This is a genomic window from Gordonia sp. NPDC062954 (assembly GCF_044543825.1).
GTDB lineage: Bacteria > Actinomycetota > Actinomycetes > Mycobacteriales > Mycobacteriaceae > Gordonia > Gordonia tangerina.
In genome coordinates, this window is the sequence record NZ_JBITWL010000001.1 from 285,774 (window position 1) to 309,015 (window position 23,242).

The 23,242-nt window shown below is 66.3% G+C and carries 18 protein-coding genes, 2 tRNA genes and 2 pseudogenes; 11 read left to right on the forward strand and 11 right to left on the reverse strand.

Going from position 1 to position 23,242, the window contains the following annotated elements:
- Positions 1-40 precede the first annotated feature (40 nt).
- The 5 genes from ACIGKQ_RS01315 to ACIGKQ_RS01335 all read left to right on the forward strand — a co-directional run bounded on the left by ACIGKQ_RS01315 (position 41) and on the right by ACIGKQ_RS01335 (position 5,635).
- Positions 41-1,312: a CdaR family transcriptional regulator gene (locus ACIGKQ_RS01315; RefSeq protein ID WP_235722710.1), complete on the forward strand. Its 1,272-nt coding sequence runs from the start codon at positions 41-43 to the stop codon at positions 1,310-1,312.
- 195 nt (positions 1,313-1,507) lie between these two features.
- On the forward strand, positions 1,508-2,416 hold the full coding sequence (locus ACIGKQ_RS01320; protein WP_266062908.1) for an ACP S-malonyltransferase: 909 nt from the start codon (positions 1,508-1,510) through the stop codon (positions 2,414-2,416).
- A 168-nt stretch (positions 2,417-2,584) separates the two neighbouring features.
- On the forward strand, positions 2,585-2,887 hold the full coding sequence (acpM, locus tag ACIGKQ_RS01325; protein ID WP_160901079.1) for a meromycolate extension acyl carrier protein AcpM: 303 nt from the start codon (positions 2,585-2,587) through the stop codon (positions 2,885-2,887).
- Positions 2,887-4,158 carry a KasA/KasB family beta-ketoacyl-ACP synthase gene (locus ACIGKQ_RS01330; protein WP_235722708.1) on the forward strand — a complete coding sequence of 424 codons (1,272 nt, stop codon included), beginning with the start codon at positions 2,887-2,889 and terminating at the stop codon, positions 4,156-4,158. The genes acpM and ACIGKQ_RS01330 overlap by 1 nt, the downstream gene beginning before the upstream one ends.
- A gap of 25 nt (positions 4,159-4,183) precedes the next feature.
- Positions 4,184-5,635 carry an acyl-CoA carboxylase subunit beta gene (locus tag ACIGKQ_RS01335; RefSeq protein WP_287016778.1) on the forward strand — a complete coding sequence of 484 codons (1,452 nt, stop codon included), beginning with the start codon at positions 4,184-4,186 and terminating at the stop codon, positions 5,633-5,635.
- A gap of 153 nt (positions 5,636-5,788) precedes the next feature.
- On the opposite strand, the gene ACIGKQ_RS01340 is transcribed toward ACIGKQ_RS01335, so the two are convergent.
- The 5 genes from ACIGKQ_RS01340 to ACIGKQ_RS01360 all read right to left on the reverse strand — a co-directional run bounded on the left by ACIGKQ_RS01340 (position 5,789) and on the right by ACIGKQ_RS01360 (position 11,169).
- Positions 5,789-6,307, reverse strand: coding sequence for a DUF3145 domain-containing protein (locus ACIGKQ_RS01340; protein WP_266062903.1), 519 nt, complete (start codon positions 6,305-6,307; stop codon positions 5,789-5,791).
- A gap of 126 nt (positions 6,308-6,433) precedes the next feature.
- Entirely contained in the window at positions 6,434-7,258 is an 825-nt protein-coding gene (locus ACIGKQ_RS01345; protein WP_396572021.1) for a serine hydrolase domain-containing protein, read from the reverse strand.
- 37 nt (positions 7,259-7,295) lie between these two features.
- Positions 7,296-8,426: an NDMA-dependent alcohol dehydrogenase gene (locus ACIGKQ_RS01350; RefSeq protein WP_266062900.1), complete on the reverse strand. Its 1,131-nt coding sequence runs from the start codon at positions 8,424-8,426 to the stop codon at positions 7,296-7,298.
- Between the two features lie 216 nt (positions 8,427-8,642).
- A complete protein-coding gene (fadD5, locus tag ACIGKQ_RS01355; RefSeq protein WP_396572023.1) occupies positions 8,643-10,247 on the reverse strand; it encodes a fatty-acid--CoA ligase FadD5 in 1,605 nt (534 codons plus the stop codon).
- Between the two features lie 109 nt (positions 10,248-10,356).
- On the reverse strand, positions 10,357-11,169 hold the full coding sequence (locus tag ACIGKQ_RS01360) for an enoyl-CoA hydratase-related protein (RefSeq protein WP_235722699.1): 813 nt from the start codon (positions 11,167-11,169) through the stop codon (positions 10,357-10,359).
- 196 nt (positions 11,170-11,365) lie between these two features.
- Between ACIGKQ_RS01360 and ACIGKQ_RS01365 the strand changes: the two genes are divergently transcribed.
- Positions 11,366-12,604 carry a TetR/AcrR family transcriptional regulator gene (locus tag ACIGKQ_RS01365; protein WP_396572026.1) on the forward strand — a complete coding sequence of 413 codons (1,239 nt, stop codon included), beginning with the start codon at positions 11,366-11,368 and terminating at the stop codon, positions 12,602-12,604.
- Here the strand turns inward: ACIGKQ_RS01365 and ACIGKQ_RS01370 are convergent.
- On the reverse strand, positions 12,578-13,384 hold the full coding sequence (locus ACIGKQ_RS01370; RefSeq protein ID WP_396572027.1) for a hypothetical protein: 807 nt from the start codon (positions 13,382-13,384) through the stop codon (positions 12,578-12,580). The genes ACIGKQ_RS01365 and ACIGKQ_RS01370 overlap by 27 nt on opposite strands.
- Positions 13,385-13,514: 130 nt before the next feature.
- On the opposite strand from ACIGKQ_RS01370, the gene ACIGKQ_RS01375 reads away from it, so the two are divergent.
- The 3 genes from ACIGKQ_RS01375 (at position 13,515) to ACIGKQ_RS01385 (ending at position 16,347) form a co-directional block, all read left to right on the forward strand.
- Positions 13,515-14,654 (forward strand): acyl-CoA dehydrogenase family protein, encoded by a 1,140-nt coding sequence (locus tag ACIGKQ_RS01375; protein ID WP_235722696.1) that lies wholly within the window; start codon positions 13,515-13,517, stop codon positions 14,652-14,654.
- Positions 14,611-15,345, forward strand: a complete 735-nt coding sequence (locus ACIGKQ_RS01380) for a GntR family transcriptional regulator (protein WP_235722695.1) — start codon at positions 14,611-14,613, stop codon at positions 15,343-15,345. Before ACIGKQ_RS01375 ends, ACIGKQ_RS01380 begins: the two co-directional genes overlap by 44 nt.
- Positions 15,346-15,567: 222 nt before the next feature.
- Positions 15,568-16,347, forward strand: coding sequence for a potassium channel family protein (locus ACIGKQ_RS01385; protein WP_372474973.1), 780 nt, complete (start codon positions 15,568-15,570; stop codon positions 16,345-16,347).
- Between the two features lie 63 nt (positions 16,348-16,410).
- On the opposite strand, the gene ACIGKQ_RS01390 is transcribed toward ACIGKQ_RS01385, so the two are convergent.
- From ACIGKQ_RS01390 to ACIGKQ_RS01410, 5 genes and pseudogenes are all read right to left on the reverse strand, one after another.
- Positions 16,411-16,483, reverse strand: a tRNA-Asn gene (locus ACIGKQ_RS01390).
- A 110-nt stretch (positions 16,484-16,593) separates the two neighbouring features.
- A pseudogene (locus tag ACIGKQ_RS01395) lies at positions 16,594-18,191 on the reverse strand (regulator).
- Positions 18,192-18,231: 40 nt separating this feature from the next.
- The gene (locus ACIGKQ_RS01400; protein ID WP_287016772.1) at positions 18,232-18,954 is read right to left on the reverse strand and encodes a cysteine hydrolase family protein; all 723 of its coding nucleotides are present in this window, start codon (positions 18,952-18,954) and stop codon (positions 18,232-18,234) included.
- 13 nt (positions 18,955-18,967) lie between these two features.
- A pseudogene (locus ACIGKQ_RS01405) lies at positions 18,968-20,201 on the reverse strand (amidase family protein); the annotation flags it as partial.
- 109 nt (positions 20,202-20,310) lie between these two features.
- Positions 20,311-21,000: a GntR family transcriptional regulator gene (locus ACIGKQ_RS01410; protein WP_396572030.1), complete on the reverse strand. Its 690-nt coding sequence runs from the start codon at positions 20,998-21,000 to the stop codon at positions 20,311-20,313.
- Between the two features lie 142 nt (positions 21,001-21,142).
- Here ACIGKQ_RS01410 and ACIGKQ_RS01415 point away from each other — a divergent pair.
- Both ACIGKQ_RS01415 and ACIGKQ_RS01420 read left to right on the forward strand, forming a co-directional pair.
- Positions 21,143-21,219 (forward strand) — tRNA-Ile (locus ACIGKQ_RS01415).
- A gap of 446 nt (positions 21,220-21,665) precedes the next feature.
- Positions 21,666-23,051 (forward strand): cutinase family protein, encoded by a 1,386-nt coding sequence (locus ACIGKQ_RS01420; protein ID WP_396572031.1) that lies wholly within the window; start codon positions 21,666-21,668, stop codon positions 23,049-23,051.
- The last annotated feature ends 191 nt before the right edge of the window (positions 23,052-23,242 follow it).

The window sequence follows — 23,242 nt, forward strand, 5'->3', positions numbered from 1 at the left end:
TCTGCGGATCGGTGCGTGGCCGAGGGCATAGATTGAAGTGGTGACCGACGCTCCGCTGAACCCTGAGCCACCGCCGGCCGACGTATTCGGCGAACGGGGGGCGCACGTCCCGGCACCGGCGACGGTGCACGATGCGCTTCCCGACACGCTCTTGCGGCGCGTGAAACAGTACAGCGGTCGCCTGGCCACCGAGGCCGTGCATTCCATGCAGGACCAGCTGCCCTACTTCGGTGACCTCGATGCCGCCCAGCGGGCCAGCGTGCAGTTGGTGGTGCAGACCGCGGTGGTCAACTTTGTCGAGTGGATTCAGGACCCCGAGGGCAACGTCAAGTTCACCGTGCAGGCCTTCCAGGTGGTCCCACAGGATCTGGCCCGGCGCATCACCCTGCTGCAAACCGTCGAGATGGTCCGCGTGGCCATGGAATTCTTCGAGAAGTGGCTGCCCCTGCTGGCCCGCAACGACGCGCAGCTACGTGCGCTGACCGAATCGGTGCTGCGCTACGGCCGTGAGATCGGCTTTGCCGCCGCCTCCATCTACGCCTCGGCGGCCGAGTCGCGCGGCGCCTGGGATTCCCGGCTGGAGGCCTTGGTGGTGGACGCAGTGGTGCGTGGTGACACGGGACCGCAGTTGCTCTCGCGGGCCGCCGCCCTCAACTGGGACTCCGACGCACCGGCGACCGTCATCGTCGGCATACCCCCACCGGAGCAGAACGTGTCGGTGCCGTTGGCCATCCACAACACGGCCAAACAGTTCGACCGATCGGCGCTGTCGGTGGTGCAGGGCAAGTTCCTGGTGGCCATCGTCAGCGGCAGCATCCGGCCGACCGAGCGGTTCGTGACGGCGCTGCTCACCCACTTCGCCGAGGGCCCGGTGGTGATCGGCCCCACCATGCCCAACCTGGGCAGTGCACACACCAGCGCCGATGAGGCGATGTCGGGGATCACGGCCGTGGTGGGGTGGCCCAATGCGCCTCGGCCCGTGCACAGCCTCGAACTACTGCCCGAGCGCGCCCTGAACGGAGACACCACGGCGATGTCCGCGCTGAACGACCAGTTGGTACAGCCGTTGGCCAAAGGCGGAAGCACGTTGAACGCGACTCTGGAGGCGTATCTCGACTCCGGCGGATCGGTCGAGAGTTGCGCCCGCCTTCTGTATATCCATCCAAATACCGTTCGTTACAGACTGAAGAAAATTGCGGAAATCACAGGTCGCGATCCGACAAACCCCCGCGACGCGTATGTACTGAGGATCGCGGGCACTGTGGGTCGATTGACACACTTGCAAAACGAATCACCCTCTCACGCCACATAGGTCACATCAGCCACAGTCCGATTTTCGCGTTTTCGCAGATCAAGGTCATCAGGACACGGTTTCATAACGCATCTCGGAGTGATGACGAACCAGGTACCCCTTCGATGAACTTTGTGGGAACCCTACAAATCAAAGCCACAAGGTTCATGGGCCTCAACACCCGCAAAATGGGCTCCGACGGTGTTCTCTGGTCACGTGCTCACGATGCTTGCGCCCGGCCAGGGCTCTCAGACACCAGGGATGCTGACCACGTGGTTGGAACTCGCGGGTGCGCGTGACCAACTCGCCACGTGGTCGAAGCTGACGGGACTCGATCTCGAGCGGCTCGGAACCACCGCGACCGCGGAGGAGATCACCGACACCGCGGTGACGCAACCGCTCGTGGTCGCCACCGCGTTGCTCGCCTTCGACGAGTACCGCAAACGCACTGATCTGCCCCCCGACGCCATCGTCGCCGGCCACTCGGTCGGTGAACTCGCTGCTGCCGCGATCACTGGTGTGATCAGCGCCGACGAGGCGGTCACGTTGGCGGCGATCCGCGGCGCGGAGATGGCGAAGGCCTGCGCGATGGAGCCCACCACCATGGCGGCGGTCCTCGGCGGCGACGAAGCCGAGGTGCTCGCGCGCCTCGACGAGCTCGATCTGATCCCGGCCAACCGCAACGCTGCCGGACAGATCGTCGCCGCGGGCAAGGTCGAGGCGATCGACGAACTCATCGCCGCCCCGCCGGCCAAGGCGCGCATCCGCAAACTCGCGGTCGCCGGCGCTTTCCACACCCGATTCATGGCGCCGGCCCAGGACGCCGTCGCCGAGGCGGCGGCGAGCATCACACCTGCCGATCCGGTGCGGACCCTGCTGTCCAACTCCGACGGCCGCCCGGTCACCGACGGCGCGGACGCGCTGACCAAGCTGGTCGCCCAGGTGACCAAGCCGGTGCGCTGGGACCTGTGCTCGGCCTTCATGCGCGAGCAGTCCACCACTGCCATCGTCGAGCTGCCGCCGGCTGGCACGTTGGCGGGCATTGCCAAGCGAGAGCTGAAGGGAACGCCGACGTCGGCGCTCAAGGACCCCGACGGCCTCGACACCATCACCGAACTTGGATAGCGGTCGCGGCGTGACGCCGTGACCCCCGGATAACCGGACCCCCGGTAGTCCAAGCACGCATGGGCAGGCGCCCGCGCGTGCTCCGGAGCTGCATCAGCACCGATCAGTCACCCCATGGGTCGACCCAGATGGTCAACCCAGAAGTTCGACACAGAAGGGAGCCACACAGTGGCCGCCACTCAGGAACAACTCATTGCCGGCATCGCCGAGATCATCGAGGAAGTCACCGGCATCGAGCCGTCCGAGGTGACCATGGAGAAGTCCTTCGTCGACGACCTGGACATCGACTCGCTGTCGATGGTCGAGATCGCGGTGCAGACCGAGGACAAGTACGGCGTCAAGATCCCCGACGAGGACCTCGCCGGTCTGCGCACCGTCGGCGACGCCGTGGCCTACATTCAGAAGCTCGAGGCCGAGAACCCCGAGGCTGCTGCCGCCATCCAGGCCCAGGTCGAGGCAGACCAGAACTGATGAGTTCTCCGTCCCTCCGCGAATACTCCACGCTGGGCGGGAACTTCCCGAGTGTGGTGGTCACCTCCATGGTGGCCACCACCTCGCTCGGCGTCGACCTCGACTCCACCTGGCAAGGCCTGCTCGACGGCAAGACCGGTATCCGCGAACTCACCGACGACTTCGTCACCAAGTACGGCGAACTGCCGTGCCGCGTCGGTGGACGCCTGCTGGCAGATCCCGCTGATGAGGTCACCCGGGTCGAAGCACGCCGGATGGCCTACGTCGAGCGCATCGCCCACGTCATGAGCAAGCGCTTGTGGGCTCAGGCTGGCGAGCCAGAGGTCGACCCCGACCGTCTCGCGGTCGTACTCGGCACCGGTCAGGGTGGCGGTGACGCGATGGTCGACGCGGTGAAGGCGATCGAGTCCTCCGGCAACTACCGCAAGGTATCCCCGTTGGCCGTCTCGATGGCCATGCCCAACGGCCCGGCGGCCGTTACCGGCCTCAACGTCGGTGCACGGGCCGGTGTGATCACCCCGGTGTCAGCCTGCTCGTCGGGTGCCGAGGCCATCGCGCACGCGTGGCGGCACATCGTCATGGGCGACGCCGACATGGTGGTCACCGGTGGCGTGGAAGGTCACATCGACGCGATTCCGATCGCTGCGTTCTCGATGATGCGGGCGATGAGCACACGCAACGACGATCCGGCGGGTGCGTCACGTCCGTTCGACAAGGACCGCGACGGCTTCGTGTTCGGTGAGGGCGCCGCCATGTTGATCCTCGAGCGCGAGGAGCACGCCAAGGCTCGCGGCGCACACATTCACGCGCGCCTGCTCGGTGCCGGGATCACCTCCGATGGGTTCCATCTGGTGGCTCCGGATCCCAGCGGCCAAGGCAACGCACGCGCGATGACCCGGGCAATCCAGACCGCCGGTCTCACCAAGACCGACATCACCCACATCAACGCGCACGCGACGTCCACGCCGATCGGCGACACCGCCGAGGCTGCCGGCATCAAGGCCGCCATCGGGCAGCAGGCCGCGGTGTACGCACCGAAATCGGCTCTCGGACACTCCATCGGCGCAGTCGGGGCGCTGGAGTCCGTGATCACCATCAAGAGTGTCGAGGAAGGCGTGATCCCGCCGACGCTCAACCTGGAGAACCAGGATCCCGAATGTGACATCGACGTCGTCGCCGGTGAGGCCCGTCACGGGCAGATCGACTACGCGTTGAACAACTCATTCGGATTCGGCGGGCACAACGTCGCCCTCGCCTTCGGTCGCTACTGACCTCCCGACACCACAGGAGACTGCGATGACCACAGTGGCCCCCATCGTCGGCCATGAGGAGACAGCCGATCCCCGTGATCCGCTGTTGCGGTTGACCAACTTCTTCGACGAAGGCTCGATGTCGCTGCTGCACACCCGCGACAAATCAGGTGTGCAGGCAGCCATCGGCACGGTCGACGGCATTCGCACCGTCTCCTATTGCACCGATGGCACCGTGATGGGCGGTGCCATGGGTGTGGTGGGATGTGCCCACATCGTCAACGCGATCGACACCGCCATCGCCGAACAGGCCCCCGTCGTGGGGATCTGGCATTCCGGCGGTGCCCGATTGGCCGAAGGCGTCGAGGCCCTGCACGCCGTGGGCGGTGTCTTCGAGGCGATGGTTCGCGCGTCGGGATACATCCCACAGATCTCGGTGGTCGTCGGCTTCGCGGCCGGTGGCGCTGCATATGGTCCGGCGCTGACCGACGTGGTCATCATGGCCCCGGAGGGCCGGGTGTTCGTCACCGGTCCCGACGTGGTCAAGAGTGTCACCGGCGAATCGGTGGACATGGAGTCCCTCGGCGGGCCGCTGACGCACGGTAAGAAATCCGGGGTCAGCCACATCACGGCCGATTCCGAGCCCGACGCATACTGGCGGGCCCGCCGACTCGTATCCACCTTCGGCCGGCAGGGCCAGTTCGATCTCGAACAGGCACGCGCCGGCGACACTGATCTCAAAGCCCTTCTCCCCGAGTCCAATCGGCGCGCATACGACGTGCATCCGGTCCTCCGGGATCTGCTCGACACACAACTCGCCGGCGACGGCGAGACCGAGATCTCCAGTTTCGAAGAGCTGCAGGCCAAGTGGGCACCGAATATCGTGGTCGGGTTCGGCCGACTGTCCGGCCGCAGCGTCGGTGTGATCGCCAACAATCCGCTGCGGATGGGCGGTTGCCTGAATTCCGAGAGCGCGGAGAAGGCATCGCGGTTCGTGCGCCTGTGCGATGCATTCGGCGTTCCGCTGGTGGTCATCACCGACGTCCCCGGTTATCTGCCCGGCGTCGGCCAGGAATGGAACGGCGTGGTGCGCCGCGGCGCCAAACTGCTGCACGCGTTCGCCGAATGCACCGTGCCCCGGGTCACCTTGGTGACCCGAAAGATCTACGGCGGCGCCTACATCGCGATGAACTCCCGCGCGCTCGGCGCGACGGCCGTGTTCGCCTGGCCGGGCTCCGAGGTCGCCGTCATGGGTGCCAAAGCTGCCGTCGGCATCCTGCACAAGAAGGCCCTCGCCGCGGCGCCTGACGACGAGCGTGAAGCCCTGCACGAGCGTCTCGCCGCTGAACACGAGGCCATCGCCGGCGGTGTCGGCCGCGCGCAGTCGATCGGAGTGGTCGACGATGTCATCGACCCGGCCACCACTCGCAGCCGTATCGCCGACGCGCTCGCCGCCGCCCCCGCGCGTCGCGGGCGGCACAAGAACATCCCGCTCTGACCCGGCCCAACCCGATCCCCCGGAGCGCCCCAGCGACGATCGATTAGCGGGCGAGCGACAGCGAGAACGCGTATCGAGTTCACCTGTCCAGCTGGAGATCTCGATACGGCTCCTCGCTGCCGCTCGTCACCTACTCGATCAGCAGAGGTGTGCCTACCCCACCCGCTGCTGCAACCAGGTCACCTCGGCGCCGGCGCCACCCATGCGATAGGCCTCCAGCGCGTCATCCCACGCAGTGCCCAACGCCGCCTCGAGTTCGCCGGCGAGTCCGACACTGTCGGGTTGACGCTCGATGAGCGCACGCAGCTGCATCTCGCCGATCACGACGTCGCCGTTGGCGCTCGTCGAACCGCGCCACAGCCCTAGTCCGGGTACGTAGCAGAAGCGTTCACCGTCGACACCGTCACTGGCGTTCTCGGTCACCTCGAACCGCAGGCCCGACCACTCGCGCAAAGCGGTCACCAGACGTGCGGCGGTACCGACCGGCCCCGTCCAGTCAACGGTCGCACGTTGCGTCCCGGGGTCGGCCTCTTGCGCGGACCACTTCAGGTTGGCCCGCGCATTCAGGGTCGACGACAGAGCCCACTCCACATGCGGGCACAGCGCCACCGGCGCCGAGTGGATATACACCACTCCAGTCGTCATGTCCGCAAACTGACTCAGATTGCGCACCTTGTTTCACCTCCGGTCTCGACGAGGAACGTCTTCCCCAACACACCTCGCGAATCCGGATATCACACTTGTGTGGTCAATTGTGCCCCATGGTGCCCGTGTTGCGCCAGTTTCTGGTGTGCTTTCTCAGGTTCGAGATCGAGACCGAATCTCGTCGACAACCGAATCGTTGAACTCGCTCCACAGCGGCTTGGCCCAGGCTCCGAAATCGCGGTCGCCGAGCACGACGCACGCTGCGTGCAGTTCGGGGTCGACCCACAGGAACGTACCGGTCTGACCGAAGTGACCGAATGTCTGCGGCGAGTTCTGCTCGCCGGTCCAATGCGGCGTCTTGTGGCCCCGGATCTCGAATCCGAGGCCCCAATCGTTGGGCCGCTGCTTTCCGTAGCCCGGGACGAACCCGTCCAGGCCCGGGAACTGCACCGATACCGCCCGGGCCGCCGACTCGGCAGACACCAGGCGGGGCGACAGCAGATCCGCCGCGAACCGTGCGAGATCGGCAACGCACGATCGGGCGCCGTGACCGGCCGGCCCGGCCAATTGGGTCGACGACATACCCAACGGCTCGCAGACCGCCTGGCGCAGGTACTCCGCGAAGCCGATGCCGGTCGCAGCCTCCACCGTCTCGGCGAGCACTTCGAACCCGGCGCTCGAATAGATGCGCTGCGTCGCAAGGGGCGCAATGACGTCGCGACTGGCGAAGTCGAGCCCCGAGGCATGAGCCAACAGATGCGCGATGGTGGCGCCCGGCGGGCCTGCCGGGTCGTCGAGGGCCACGGCCTCCTCCTCCACCGCCAGCAGCACGGCTTGCGCGACCAGGAGTTTGGTGACCGAGGCGAGTTCGAACACGCGAGTGGGGTCCCCGTACTGCGCGGTGACCCCACTCGGCGTGATGATTGCGGCCGCAACGTTGTCGACCGGCCATTGTGCTAACGAATCCAGAGACGACACAGCGGCCAGCGTACCGCCGCGTTCTGTCGCTACCGCGTCAGCGGTCCTCGTCGGTGTAGCGGATGACACCCCGGATGTTCCTGCCGTCGAGCATGTCCTGGTATCCCTCGTTGATCTGGTCCAGACGGTACTGACGGGTGATCATGTCCTCGATGTTCAGTTTGCCCATCCGATACATCGACAGCAGCTGCGGGATGTCGAGCTTCGGGTTGGCGCCACCGAAGATGGTGCCCTGCAAGTTCTTCTGCAGCAGGGTCAGCATCGCGAGGTTCAGGGTGACCTCGCTCTCCATCATGTTGCCCATGCCGGTGAGGACGCAGGTGCCGGCCTTGGCGGTGATGCCCATCCAGGTGTCGACGTCCTTGCCGTGTACCTCGCCAACGGTGACGATCACCTTGTGGCACATGTGCCCGTTGGTCAGTTCGGCGATGCTCATCGCCGCCTCTTCGACCGAGGCGAACGCGTGGGTGGCACCGAACTTCATGGCCTGCTCGCGTTTCCACTCCACGGGATCGATCGCGATCACATTGCGCGCACCGGAGACGACTGCACCCTGCAACGCCGCGGTCCCCACGCCCCCGACGCCGACGATGGCGACATCCTCACCGGGCCGGACGTCACCGCTACGGGTCGAAGATCCGTATCCGGTCGGGATTCCGCAGCCGCACAGCGCGGCGACCTCGAACGGGATGTCCTTGTCGATCTTCACCGCGGACGCCTCGTGGACCACCATGTAGGGCGAGAACGTACCGAGCAGAGTCATCGGATAGACCGGTTCACCCGAGGCGGTGTGGATGCGGAAGGTGTTGTCAGAGACGGCCTCACCCTGCAGCAGCATGGCACCGAAGTCGCACAGGTTGGCCAGACCCGCCTTACACGAAGGGCACTTTCCACACGACGGGATGAAGGAGAGCACCACGTGGTCGCCGACCTCGAAGTCGGTGACGCCCTCCCCCACCTCCTCGACCACACCGGCGCCCTCGTGGCCTCCCAGGATCGGGAAGCCCGCCATCGGGATACCACCGGTCATCAGGTGATGGTCGGAGTGGCACATGCCGGCCGCTTCCATCCTGATCTTGATCTCGCTGCGCTGGGGATCACCGATCTCGATCTCCTCGATCTCCCACGGCTTGTTGTTCTCGCGCAGCAGCGCACCCTTGGTCTTCACTGACTTCCTCCACTTCCGACTACGACTCGTCTGACGTGAATCGCCCCCCGCCAGACGTGGACGATCTAGGAGAGACCCTAGTCACTTTCCCGGAAAAATGGAACGTGTTCTAGTCTGGTATTCGGCGCTCCACAAACCACAAAGGGAACTGACATCCACGGTGGATACAACCAGCGTGGATGTCAGTTCCCCGTGTGGTTACCCACACAAACGTGTTCAGTTGGCCAGGCCGGCATCCTTGCTGCCGTAGGAGGACCGCAGCGAAGGCTTGACAACCTTGCCGCCGGCGTTGCGCGGCAGTTCGTCGACGATGACCAGATCCTTGGGATGCTTGAACCGGGCCAGGTTCTCGTTGAGGTAGGGCTCCATCTCCGCCAGCGTGAGGTCGTCGACACCCTCGGCGAGCACCACCACCGCGACGGGCACCTCACCCCACTTCTCGTGTGCGCGACCGATGATCGCGGCCTCGGCGATCTTGTCGTGGCCGAACAGCGCGTTCTCCACCTCGGCGCAGTAGATGTTCTCACCGCCGGAGATGATCATGTCCTTCGCACGGTCGACGACGTAGAGGAAGCCCTCCTCGTCCTCGCGCACCAGGTCGCCGGAGTGGAACCAACCACCGCGGAACGCATCCGCGGTGCCCTGCGGATTCTGCCAGTACCCCTTCATCATGTTGGGTCCGCGGTAGACGATCTCACCGACCTCGCCGCGCTTGACATCATTCATCTCCGGGTCCACCACGCGTGCGGTGACGGCCGGCACCACCTTGCCGATGGACCCGATCTTGCGCAGCGCATCCTTGCCCTCGAGGACACAGGTGATCGGCGCCATCTCGGTCTGGCCGAAGACGGCCACGTTGAGCGCATCCGGGAAGGTCTCACTCATGGCCCGCAGCACGGTGTCCGATGCCGGCGCCGCACCCCAGCTGATCACACGCAACTTCAGGTCACGTGGTTTGGCCTGCTGGGCGGCACACACCGCCTGCCACTGTGCGGGCACCAGGAAGATCGAGGTGGTGCCCTCACGCTCGAGGGTGTCGAGCATGTCGTTCGGGTCGAAGGCGCCCAGCGGGTGGATCACCGAGAGCGCACCCATGTAGAACAGCGGGGTCATCGCACCGAGGCCGGCGATGTGGAACATCGGCGCGACGCAGGCACCGATGTCGTCGGACCGGGTCTGCAGCGCCTGCAGACAGGTCACCGCCTGCGCCTGCAGATTCTGATGGGTCAGCATGGCGCCCTTGGGCTTTCCGGTGGTACCCGAGGTGTACATGATGAGCGCGACGGTCTCCTCGGGGATGTCGATCTCGGGAAGTTCCGAGGCATCCTCCGCCATCAGTTCCTCGTACTTGAGATGTGCCTCGTTGTCGGTGTCGCCGACCACGATCAGCGAATCGATCGCTCCGGTGGACGCGCTCACGGCGTCGGCGAGCGGTGCGAGCAGCGACTCGGTGACGATCACCTTCGCGCCGCTGTCGGAAACGAGGAAGGCGATCTCGGCGGGGCTCATGCGGACGTTGACCGGGACCGGGATCGCACCGATGAGGTTGGCACCGAGTGTGGCCTCCACGTACTCGGTGCGGTTCAGCATGACCAACAGGATGCGGTCGCCGAATCCGACGCCCCGGCGGTTCAGCGCAGCGGCGAATGCCCGGGTGCGCTCATCGAGCTCACGCCAGGTCGTGACCTGACCGAGGAACTTCAGCGCGGGCCCGTCCGGTGTCATGAAGGCGTGCCGACGCACCTGGTTGTTCCAGTGGTTACGCCGCGACCGCAGTGGCTCGGTCGTCAGATCGCTGGCCGGGTCGATGGTTGCGGTCATTGGGGATACTCCTCCAGTCGTGCGCCGCTCTCGCAGGTCGCGTTGGGTGTTGTGCTGGTGTCGATGTCGGTCGGGTGGCGGTCGGCGACACGGCCGAGGGTCCGACGCGTCAGGATGTGGCGCTGCCCGCGAAGGCCGCCATCGCAGCCTGGAACTCGGCGGACTGCAGCAGCTCGGTCTGCCCGTCGAGTTCCCGGTCGAGCGCGGCCTCGAAGTCACCCATCGTGTGGGCGTCGAGCGCCGCCTTGGTCAATCGCAGCGCGCTGGTCGACGTGCCGGCCAGCTTTCCGATGACCTTGTCGACAGTGGCGTCGAGCGCGGCACGGTCGGCGACCAGCCCGCTGAGCAGCCCTGCACCGAAAGCCTCCGCAGCCGGCAGCTTTTCACCCAACAGCGCCATGGTGTTGGCACGCGCGCGCCCGATCGAGGAGGCCACCAGCATCGATGCCCCGCCGTCGGGCATCAGTCCGATGTTGATGAAGGCCAGCAGAAAGTAGGACCGTTCGGTCGCATAGACGAGGTCCGCGGCCATCGCCAACGATGCACCGATGCCGACCGCCGGCCCGTCCACCGACGCGATGACCGGAACCGGGACCGCACGCACTGCACGGGCGAGCTCGGAGCCGCCGGAGATGACGCCCCGGGCCTGCGTGGCATCGAGGCCACCGGTCGGGTTGCCGCCCGCGGTCTGCGCGATGTCGATGACATCGGCGCCGGTGCTGAAGCTGCCGCCGACGCCGTCGATGATGACCACCCGCACGTCATCGCGCTGGGACCACTCGCCGAGCGCGTCCATGATCGTGCGGGTGGCTGCGCCGTTGAGCGCATTCATCCGATGCTGCCGGTCGATCTCGATCCGGGCCACCCCTCGTGCGTCGACCTCGGCCCGCACTTCGTCCACGGCAGCGTCGTGTTCGCTCACTGTTCGCCTCACTCCTCAGCTTTGTCGCCCTCGCCTGTCACGGGTGGATCGACGCCCACAGTACTACCACAGTGCGACCTAGATCACGAGAATACTCATTAACTTTCCTTTACGTAAATACCCTTTTTCCTGGACTTTTGTCCCAAACAAAGAAATCACGGGTGGAGAAGATCGACTCCGGCTAAGCTCGCATCCCATGGCTTCACGTTCGTCGACTCCGGCTGCCCCGCAGGGCCGCAAGCCACGGCGCCGGCCGGCCGATAGGCGCGATGTCATCCTGCGCGTGGCCGCGAAGGCTTTCAGCGACAGCGGGTATCACGCCGTGCGTCTCGACGACATCGCCGACGCCGCGGGCATCTCCGCGCCCGCGCTCTACCGGCATTTTCCGAACAAGTACGCGCTTTTCGCCGAGACCGCGCGCTCGTTGGCCGGCGCCCTGGCAGCAGCAACCGCCGCGGTGCCGTCGTCGCCCGAAGACCCCGCCGGCGAGCTGCGCGGGTTGCTCGGCGCACTCACGGCAGCGGCCGTGGACAACCGCCGGACCGGCGGGATCTACCACTGGGAGGCCGACTACCTCGTCGACGACGACGCCCGGTATGTCCGGACGGTGGTGGTCGACCAGCATCGTCGTATACGCAGCGTCCTGTATGCGTGCCGGCCGGATCTCGACGGTGCCGCAGCAGATCTCATCACCGCCGCCATGACCAGCGCAGTCGCCAGTCCCGCCACTCACCGGACGGTCCTGGCCGCACGACAGATCGTGACGCTGATCACCGACGCCGCGATGTCACTGACGGATGTGGAGCTCCCGCCCGAATCCACACCGAGGATCGGACCCGCCGGCGGGCTGTCCCCCACGTCGAAACGTGAGGTGCTGCTGGCTGAGTCGATCCGACTCTTCGCCGCCCGCGGATTCCGCGAGGTGACCATCGACGACATCGCGCGCGCCGCCGATCTGCCCCCGTCCGGCGTGTACCGCCATTTCGAGAGCAAGGCCGCGATCCTGCAGGCCGCGTTCTGGCGCGCATCGGACCGCGTCACGGCGATGATCTCCGATGCGCTCGCGCGCGCCGCCACCCCCCGACAGGCGATCGTCGCGCTGGTGACCGGTTACTGCGACATGTGTTGCACAAACAACGACATCCTCGCCGTCTACGCCAGCGAGATCGGAAACATCGAACCGCGCCAGCGCACCGAGCTGCGCGCCCAGCAACGGATCAACGTCGAGGAGTGGGCAGGCTGGCTGACCCGCGATCGACCCGAGCTGACTCCGGTGCAGGCACGCTTTCTGGTTCAGGCAGCACTCAATGTCACGATGGACCTGACCCGCCCCCGCCGTCGACCCTCGGCCGAGCGCGTCAGCAGCCTGGGACTGCGGCTACTCCTGGCCGACCACGCCCCCAGGCAATCAGACGGTGCCCAGATCAGCCAGTAGCCATCGGCCGTCGCGTCGCTCCAACGTGACCTTGACCCGAGACTGGTATGGGATACCCTCGGGCACTTGCGAACTCACTTCCGGAGAGGTGACCGTCTGATCGAGTGTCACCAGCACGACCGCGGTGCCGTCGGACAATGACTCCACGCCCGCATCATTGGCAACCGCCCGCGAAGTGCCACTGACCGAGGCGTTGCCGCGCCGCGCATCCGCCGAGGAGGTGATGTAGGTCTTCGCGAATTCCGGAGTGGAGATCTCGCGAATGCGACGGTCGAGATCGTCATAGCGAGCCGGATCATAGGTGGCGACCGTGGCCGCATAATCCCGCGCGATGCGCATGACCTCGGAGCGAGTGGCTGCCGACGGCCCCGCCGCGTCGGCGCGATCCTCGGCCTGCACCCAGGCGTAGGCGAAGTAGGCCGTCGTCACGGCCAGTAGCGCCGAGAGCGCGACCAGAATGATCAAGGCGATGCGCGTGCCGCGGCCCCCGCCGCCGGTGGCAACCCTTCCGGGAACCCGGTCGGCCGAATCCGACCCGCCACGTGATCGACCCCCGCGCCGCCCTCCTTTGGACTCGGCCTCGGCTCGTAGCCGGTCGCGCTTCGAGCGGTTGACGGCGAGGAAGTCATCGCCATCAAGAGAGGTGATGTCCTCCGTCGTCCGGGAATCATCGAGGTCGCGATCGGTGACCGATGACGAGTCGGTGCCGGCAGAATCGGCAGCCGCTGCGACGTCGATGCCGCCTTCGTCGGTCGAGGTCGGCCGTTGAGACTTTGGCATGCGACCAATGTAGCGGGCATCGATTGTGTTGTAGGTCACCGCTATCCTGCTTACATATATTTGATGTGATACTTTCTAGCCCAACATCGAGCATCGCTCGCCCGATCATCACGAAAGGCCAGATCAAGCAATGGTGTCCTTCACCGACGAACAGACCGCTTTTGCCAAGGCCGTCGCCGATTTCTGCCAACGCGAAGCCGGTACCCGTGCACAACGTGACGCGCTCACCGACAACGGTGCGGAACTACATTCGCCCGAGCTCTACGGCAAAATGGCCGCTCTCGGGTGGACCGGCATCGTGGTTCCCGAGGACTTCGGCGGCGCCGGCGCGGGCAACGTGGAGATGTGCATCCTGCTGCAGGAGGCGATGCGCGGGAACGCGCCGATCGGTGGCATCGGCCCGACCCTGATCACTGCCGCCGCCTACGAGAAGTTCGCCGACGAACAGCTGAAGAAGAATGTGCTGGCCGGCGTCGTCGACGGCGATTCGTTGTCCATCTCGATGTCGGAGCCCGAGGCCGGCTCCGACGTCGCCAATCTGTCGTGCCGGGCCGAGAAGGTCGACGGCGGCTGGGTCATCAACGGGCAGAAGACCTGGTGCTCCAATGCACACTTCGCCAAGTCCATCCTGCTCATCGCACGGACCGAGAAGACCGACAAGAAGCACGAGGGCCTGACCCAATTCCACATCCCCGCCGGCACTCCGGGTCTGGAGATCAAGGGCATCGACACCCTTGGCGGCCGTGAGGTCAACGACCTGTACTTCACCGATTGCGAGGTGCCCGATTCGGCCGTCGTCGGCGAGGTGGGCAATGGCTGGAACCAGTTGATGGCCGGACTCAACACCGAGCGTCTGATCCTTGCCGCGATGCAACTCGGCGTGGCCGAACGGTCGTTCGCCGACACTCTGGCGTTCATCACCGACCGTAAGCAGTTCGGTCGACCGATCGGCACCTTCCAGGCGCTGCGCCACCGGATGGCCGACCTCGCAACCGAGATCGAGTGCACACGGGAGCTGGTGTACTCGGTGGCCCGGCAGGCCGATGACAACCCCACCAAGCTGTTGCCGCGCGAGGCCTCGATGGCCAAGCTCAAGGCGACCGAGACGTCGAAGCGGATGACGATCGACGCGATGCAGATGATGGGTGGTTACGGCTATGCAACCGAGTTCGACGCCGAGCGTTTGATGCGCGGTGCAATCATCTCGACCGTCTACGGTGGCACAAATGAGATCCAGCGCGACATCATCGGCAAGACCTACGGGCTCTGAGGGTCCGGCGCGCTCGACGTCGCCACGTCTGCGCCGGCGGCCACAGCTCTCCGAGGAGGTCGCCGCCCACCTGCGTGAGCAGATCATGACCGCCACGCTGCGGCCCGGTGATTATGTCCGCATGGACGAGACGGCCGAGCGGCTCGGCGTCAGTGTGACGCCGGTCCGTGAGGCCTTGCTCACCCTACGGGGCGAGGGCATGGTCAACCTCGCGCCGCACCGTGGCTACATCGTCGCCGAACTCAGCCGTACCGATGTCGAGGACCTGTTCTGGTTGCAGGGCGAGATCGCGGTCAAACTGGCGTTGCGTACCGCAGACGCGATCACCCCCGAGCAGATCGCCGACCTCGAATGGCACAACCAACAGCTGCGCAGCGCGTTGACCTCCGGTGACGGCAGTCAGGTCGCCAGCGCGGAGTTCGACTTCCACCGCGTGCACAATCTGATCGCGTCGGGCGGCAAACTGGCCTGGTTCCTGCTCAGCGCCACCCGGTACACCCCGGCGCAGCTGTACGCGACCGACCCGGAATGGGGCGAGGTGGCGGTGGATTCGCATGCGAAGCTCATCGAGGCGTATCGGTCCGGAGACCGAACCCAGGTGGTCGAGCAGACGCGACGACAGTTCGTCGACGGTGCCGCACGCCTGACCAGACACCTGGAGGCCACCGGCATCTGGGATGAACAGAGCTGAGCCCATCACCCGAGCGCCGACTGCACACGACGCGCCGGGGCCGCCCGGCTGAGGTATTCGTCCGCGTCGGGTAGTCTTTGGAAGTGCGCCGCCCAGGGCGGGGCAGGTCACCCCCGACGACCTGCCCCGCCCTGGGCGGCGCGGTCGTTTGAGAGATCCCGCGAGACCCGCCGCGACCTCATCACGTCGCGGTGCCCCGACGAGACGAAAGGTGCACTCGACATGGACACCGCCGACACCGCCGCGCACCAGCGCCGGGCATCTGCCGTCGGAGGACATGACCCGCTCGCCGGGTGGGAACGACGCGCCGAGTGGCCCCTCGTGGCCATGGCGGTGCTGTTCCTCGCCGCGTACTCATTGCAGGTGCTCGCCGATCCCGGCGAGACGATGAACACAGTGCTCGACGTCGTCATCTTCGCTTCCTGGGCCTGCTTCGCGATCGATTACGTCGTACGCCTGGCCATCACCCCCGATCGCTGGTCGTGGTTCTGGCGCCATCTCGCCGACCTGGCGATCGTTGTCCTGCCGATGTTGCGCCCACTCCGGCTGCTGCGATTGTTGATCCTCATCACCGTGCTGCAAAAGGCGCTCGGCGGCGCCATCCGAGGCCGCGTGGTGATCTACACGGCGGCCAGCGCCCTACTCCTGATCTACGTGGCATCACTGGCCATCTACGAGACCGAGGGCCGCCTTCCCGATGCCACCATCACTTCCTTCGGCGACGCCCTCTGGTGGTCCATGACCACGGTGACGACCGTCGGCTACGGCGACTACTACCCGATCACCACGACGGGTCGGGTCATCGCCGGACTGCTCATGCTCGGCGGGATCAGTGTGATCGGTGTCGTCACCGCCACCATCGCGTCGTGGATCGTCCAGCGTGTCGCCGACGACGACGAGGCCAACGCGGCGGCGACGTCCGCCGAGATCCAGACGCTGCGCACCGAGGTGGCCGAACTGCGCCGTGATCTGGCGCGCCACCGCGAGGCCGCCGAGGTCTGATCCGGGCATCCCGGAGAGCCGAAATCCCCCGCCACCTGGTGCAGGTGACGGGGGATTGTGTTGCTCCCCCAACTGGACTCGAACCAGTAACCGTTCGATTAACAGTCGAATGCTCTGCCAATTGAGCTATGGGGGAATGCTCTCGAACCGAGTGATGACTCTAGCGCATGGACGCGCCGGAGAACAAAACGCCTGCACGCCCGTTCTCCGGCGCCCCGTACCCGCATGAAGCCGAACCGTGTGAGGTCAGTGCCCGGCCACGACGTCCGCCTCGTCGAAGGTGCGGGGTGTCCGCGCGTTGGGCAGGAACCAGTATGCGATGCACACCAGACCGAAGAAGAGGTAGCCCAGTGCGACTTCCGGGGCGGCCGCCCAGCTCACCTCGGGCGCATGAATGAGCCCGATGAACGACAGCACCGCACCCACGGCGCAAGCGATCGCGGCGAAGTGGAATTTCTTGTCCAGGATGAAGGTGACGATGGTGCCCAACACCAGGCCGACGAGGACCGCGCCTTCGCCCAGCGTCTTCAGGCCGTCGTAGACCAGACCCGCGTTGCCGAGCGCCTCGGCGCCGACTTCCTCGGCGGTCGTGCCCGCCGCGCTCAGCGCGTTGTCGATCATTCCCCGGCCCCATTCGGCGAGATTGGGCAGAATCGCAGCGACCACCGCGATCGCATGAATCCTGGGAACGGCCTGGAATGCCTGCGCACCGATCAAGAGACCGATGTAGAGCAGGATGGGCACGATCGCGGGAACCGGGAGCAACGCCTCCAACACACCGAAGAGGCCGACGAAGCAGAGGACCCCGATCACCACCCCGCTGGCCAACGAGTAGCCGGCCCGACCGCCGGCGTCTTTCCAGCCGGGATGTCCGATGTAGACCGCGGGCGGAAACGGCGAACCGAAGGCCGCGCCGACACAGGCGCCTGCACCGTCGGCCAACAGCACACTGCGCAGGTTGTAGTTGTCGCCTGCCGCGGCTGCGCTCTCCACATTGCTCATCGCCTCGGTGAAGTTGTAGACGCCCAGCGGTATGGCGGTACCGAGCAGCGGCGCGAGGTCACCGAGTCCGGAGAACAACATGTCGAAGCGTTGATCCGGAATCCCGACCGCGATGTCGGAGACGGCCTGCTCGAGATCGGGCACCGACATGTAGCCACCGATCCAGCCGATCGCGGTGCCCACCAACAGTGCGGCCAGCCCGACGGGAATGTTGCCGGGCAGCCGCACGTCGGTGAAAAAACCGATCAAGATGATCGCCAACACCGGCAGACCGATCCAGGCGACCTCCCACATCTGGGCGGCCGGGCGCATGGCGATGAACGTGATCGAGATACCCGCGAGCGTGCCGAGCATCGCCGCGCGCGGCGTCAGCTTGCGTACGTAAGGCCCCACGAACGCGCGATCATCGCGATAACACCGATCATGAACGCCCACGCGAGCCCGGCCTCCCAGGCCTGCATCGCATCGTTGGTGGTCAGATAGACCGGCAACATCACGACGAAGACCACGATGAACATGTGCGGCACGCTGGGTCCGTACGGCAACGCGGTGACGTCGGTACGCCGTTCGCGCTTGGCGAGGCGCCGCGCGAGGAATGTGTAGTACAGGTTGCCGAGTATCAGCGCGACGCCAAGCGCCGGCAGCACCGTGCCCAGTACGTCGCCGGCGGGAATCTGGACGACAGCGATCATCAGCCCCGTCAGCGTGAGCACGTTGACGAGGATGTTGAATCCGAGTCCGAAGAACGCATTGGTGTCACCGCGGGTCCACCACGGAACGGGCGGTGGCGCCGGCGACGACGCCGGGTCGGCGGGCGGAGCGGGGTCGGTGGTGGTACTCATCGGTGGTTCGATCCTCTCGGCAACAGGTGACGTGCCCGCTTCAGGAGACTGCGGAGTCGGGCACTGGTGACGTCGGCGACGCTGCCGGCTGATCGGTGAGGGCGGCGACGAGCACGCCGCTCGGCGCGGTCCAGCCGAAGATCCCGCCCTGCGCGGCGATCATCTCCAGGCCCACTCGCTGGAACTCTGGGAAATACGAACCGACGCAATCGGATACGACGACGCATTCGTATCCGCGGTCGTTGGCCTCGCGGGTGGTGGTGTGCACGCACACCTCGGTGGTGACGCCGGTGACGAGGAGCTGGGTGACGCCATGTTCGGCGAGCACGGTGTCGAGGTCGGTGGCGTAGAAGGCGCCTTTACCGGGTTTGTCGATCACCACTTCGCCACCGACCGGCGCCAGCTCGTCGATGATGTCGTGGCCGTATTCGCCCCGAATCAGGATCCGGCCGTATGCACCGGGATCGCCTATCCGTTTGGCCGGCGTCCCGCGGTTGAGCTTGGCCGGTGGACAGTCGGACAGATCCGGCAGGTGACCTTCGCGCGTATGGATCACCAGCATCCCGGCCGCACGCGCGGCGGCGAGTAGCTCGGCCAACGGTGCGACCACCTGCTGTAGCCGCGACACATCGTTGCCGAGGGTCTCGCCGAAACCACCCGGCAGCAGGAAGTCGCGTTGCATGTCGATGATGACCAGAGCGGTACGTGCGATGTCGAGGTGCAGCGGTGCGGGTAGGGCGGCGATGGTCACGGGTTGGGCCACGGGACACGCCTTTGCCGAAATGGGTGTAGTGACCGAGCATCGTGTTGGTCTCGATCGGTTGGTCGAGTACCTCCTCGACGGTGAACGTGCGACCGATGGTCGGCGTCACGAGCAAGTCCAGATCGCGCCATGTGCGGGCAACCTGGGCGCGCAGTTGCTGGAGTTCTTGCAGTGCGGCGAAGGCGTCGACGGCGGTGTACTTCTGGCCGCTGCGCAGGATGTCGCGCACCACCGGATGATGGCGTCGGGCCGCTGGGCGAGGAAGTCACCGAACACCACCAGGCGCTCGGCCACCCACGGTCCGGCATAGAGCAGTTCACCGGCCGCCAGAAACGGCGCCAGCGACACCTCGACGATGTCGACAGCCGCGGTGAACCCGTTGTGCATCAACCTGTCCCGAAATGACAGATGCGCCGCGCGCATGGCTTCGTCACCGAAGAACTCCAGTTCGGACAACGGCGGCAGGCCCACCCGAATCGGGCCGCCGGCGTACTTCGGTCCCGGGCTACGCGACCACGGATCGTCGTCGTCACGACCCGCCATCACCGCCATCACCCGGTCGACATCGTCGATGCACCGGCCATCGTGGTGATGCAGTCCAGGGATTTACACGCGGGCACCAGCCCCACGGTGCTGATGAGCCCTCGCGAAGGTTTGTATCCCAGGACCCCGTTGAGTGCGGCGGGCACTCGCCCGGAGCCGGCGGTATCGGTCGCTACCGCGAACGGCACCTCACCGAGGGCGACCGCGAGCGCCGACCCAGAACTCGACCCACCCGAGATCATCTGTCCGCCGTACACACTGCGCGGCACCGTGTACGGCGTTCGGGTGCCGTTGAGCCCGGTGGCGAACTGGTCGAGATTGGTCTTGCCGACATAGAGCGCCCCCGCGTCGAGCAGGTGCTGCACCGCCGGCGCCGTCATCTTTGGGACGTAGGCATAGTCCGGACACGACAGCGTCGTGGGCACCCCGGCGACGTCGATGCTGTCCTTGACCCCGAAAGGGACGCCGTAGAGCGGGAGCGCCCGGGCCCCGGGACGTCTCTCGAGATCTGCCGCCGCGGCCAGCAGGTCCTCGCGACCGACGGTCGACAGCCAAGTGCCGTCGTCGCCGCGTGCATCGATCGCGTCGGCGACGATCCGCGCAGTCCGTGTCGGCGACCCACTGCCGGACACATGATTAGCGAGGATCTCCGCGACGGACGGGCCGAGTGCAGGTCCCCTAAGGGACCGACCACCAATCTCCATAGCGTCGATTGCCGACAGAATATGTGGCGGCCGCGGATCGTCTGTGTGCCGGTTGTGTTAGCGACGCCGAGGCGGGTCGACGGCGGACGGACCGGTGCACGCCCCGCAGCTACGTCGCGGTATCCCCCGGCGGCGCAGCCAGATCGAGGTACCGAAGATGCTTGTGGTCACGCAACGCGGCCACCGCGGCGACCGGATCGTTGGTCTCCAAGGCCTCGAGGATTGCCAGATGACGCCGAAAGCCGTCATCGGGTCCGTGATGGTCCACGGTCTCCGCCCGCAGGTTCACCGCCATCGGCAACTGGAGCTTGAGCAGAATGGGCTCGAGTGCGATGTCGAGCTGCCGATTACCCGCCAGACCCACCACCGCAGCATGGAAATGTCGATGGGCGTCATCCTTGGCGAGGTCATCGGTGGCCGTCTTCATCTCCTCGACCGCCGCCCGCACCGGCGCGAGTTGCTCGACCGGGTCGTTCAGCGGGAGCGCCGACTCCACCGCGAACCTCTCCAACACCTGCCGCAACTCGAAGAGCTGCACGATGTCGCGGGGAGACCATTCCGCGACCCGCGTACCACGCCTCGGCTGATGCTCGACCAGGCCCTGTTGCGCCAGCAGGCGCAGCGCCTCACGCACCGGAGCTCGGCTGATGCCGAGATCGGCACACAGAGTCTCCTCGACGATCTTCGCCCCGGGGGAGAGTCCACCGGAGAGAATCGCGTCGCGGATACGTCGGCCCGCCACGTCGACCAGACTTTCGGGGAGGTCGCGGTCTTCGCTCGCCCCGTCGCCCCCGGCCATGCGCTCCTCGTTCGTCACTGTGCTCGTGTCATCCGCTGTGGATTCCCTGCAGTCTAGTGTGCCGTGTTGCGCCGCGGCGCCGACCAGGTCGGCGAGCCGGTGCGGTAATGTGCAGCGTCGGGCATGCGCAGCGCTCATGCCGGGGGCGGTAGCTCAGCTGGTTAGAGCCGCGGACTCATAATCCGTAGGTCGCGGGTTCGAGCCCCGCCCGCCCCACCAGAGACTCCGAGACGTCGGTGCACCAAACTGGACGTTCGTTTCCCAAACGAAGTCAACGACGCCGGATTCGACACTCCGGCACAGCACTTCGCGTGCCCAACCGCGACGGCTCGGTGGTACCCCACCGGCACCACCGTCCCCACGAGGCCACTCGGGCAACTCCAAACCCTCTGCACGCCAGCCTGACTCACAGTGTTCACCGCGACGACACGCGCGGTGTCACCCAAAGGGGGGAAAGTTTCCCGATCCAAACCGGCGCGGGGTAGGGTTCGAGATCATCACATCGACCTTCACCACGACACAGTTGCCCGGATCGGCCCACCGGTCCACCTCCCCCTCCCCCACTCGCGGAAATCTCGATGACGCTTGCCGTTCGTGTTCCCCGAAAGTCGCTCCGAATCAACACAAGTGAAAGCATTACGACCACCCGACGGTGGCGTACGTCCATGCCCATCATCGGCCTCACGGCACTCTCGGTGGTCGCCGTCGGGCTCCTGACCGCCCCTGCGCCCGCGCCCGCTGATGCGCATGGTGCGCCGACGTTCAACCTGTTCATCCCGGGGACCTGGGAGACTGATGAGACCGCTGATCCCAGCACCCCGATCGGCGCCCTCAAGCCCATCGCCGAACGCATCCGTCGCGACCACGGCACCTCTGCGCACATCTACTTCCTGCCCTACCTCGCTCGCGCATTCGACAACGGAGAGAGCTACGGAGTGAGCAAGGCCACGGCTCTGGACAACGCGGCCCGCATCCTGCGTGACTTCACCGCCCGACATCCGACAGCGAAGGTGACGATCACCGGCTACAGCCAAGGCGCGGATGCTGCCGGGGACCTCGCGTCGGCGATCGGGAACCGGATCGGCCCGGTCACCCCTGACAAAGTGCTCGCCGTCGCACTGCTGGCCGACCCACGTGCGGGTACCCGCGGCGAAACCGTCGTCGGACCACGAGCCGACGGCGTCGGAATCGCCGACCCACGCCCGGCCGGCATGGGCACGCTGGCCGGACGGGTCTCATCGATCTGCGCTCCCGCCGACCTCTACTGCTCGATCGACAAGCGGCAGAACCCATTCCTCGGTCAGCTGGGGTCGGCCTTGGGCAAGACACCGGACCAGGCCGTGCGCGCCGTCCGCCGTGCGGCGACTGCCGCCGGCACACTGGCCTCACTCGATCTGCACGGCATCGCGGCAGGGTTGGCCGCGCTGCCGCCACAAGCCGCCGATGGTGACCTCGCGGCGGCGCACGCGACCGCCACCGAGCTCAACGCCGACCTGCGACCCCTGGTGACCCTCGCCGCGGCGGTCGACTTCGCCGAGATCTCTGCCGTTCTCGCACTGATCCCCGACGAGACCGGATTCGCCAAGGCGATGTCCGTGGTCGCGGCGGGACTCTCCCATGTCGACGTGGAACGTACCGCCGACCTGGTGGGCCGAATCCAACAGCTGACCTGGGTGGCCGCCGCCGAGGTGGGACAGCGCGCGGGCGCCAAAACCCTACCGGTCACCGGGCATACGCGCGCCGAGGTCGCCCGCCTCGGCCGCGAGCTCGGCCAGGTCGCCCGTGGCGTCGTGTCCGCCACACCGCAGGCGGGCTCCGGGATGCCGGTCGTGTCACCGGACTTCAAGAACTCGGCGACCGCGGTGACCCGCATCGTCGCGAAGTACGCGATCACCGACCCGGCCACCCTGGTCACCGACGCGGTCTCGGCCGGAAAATTCTATTCCGGTGAGAGTCACGTTCGCTACGGGTCACTGGTCGTCGACGCCAACGGCAACAACGCCGTGAGCTGGCTGGCCCAATGGCTCACGACGGCCATCGCCCAGGCCTGACCACCCAGGCTTGACTGGTGAGGAGCGCCACAGTGGCGCCTCGCCGACCTGCCCGGTCGGACAGGTCGGGTGATAATTCTCCCAACGCACGGTCGCGAAGGGGGCACAACATGCGGGGAACCGATCACATCTGGGGACGGCCCAAACCGGCACCCGACCGTTGTCGCGGCCCGCACACCTACGGCGGGGGT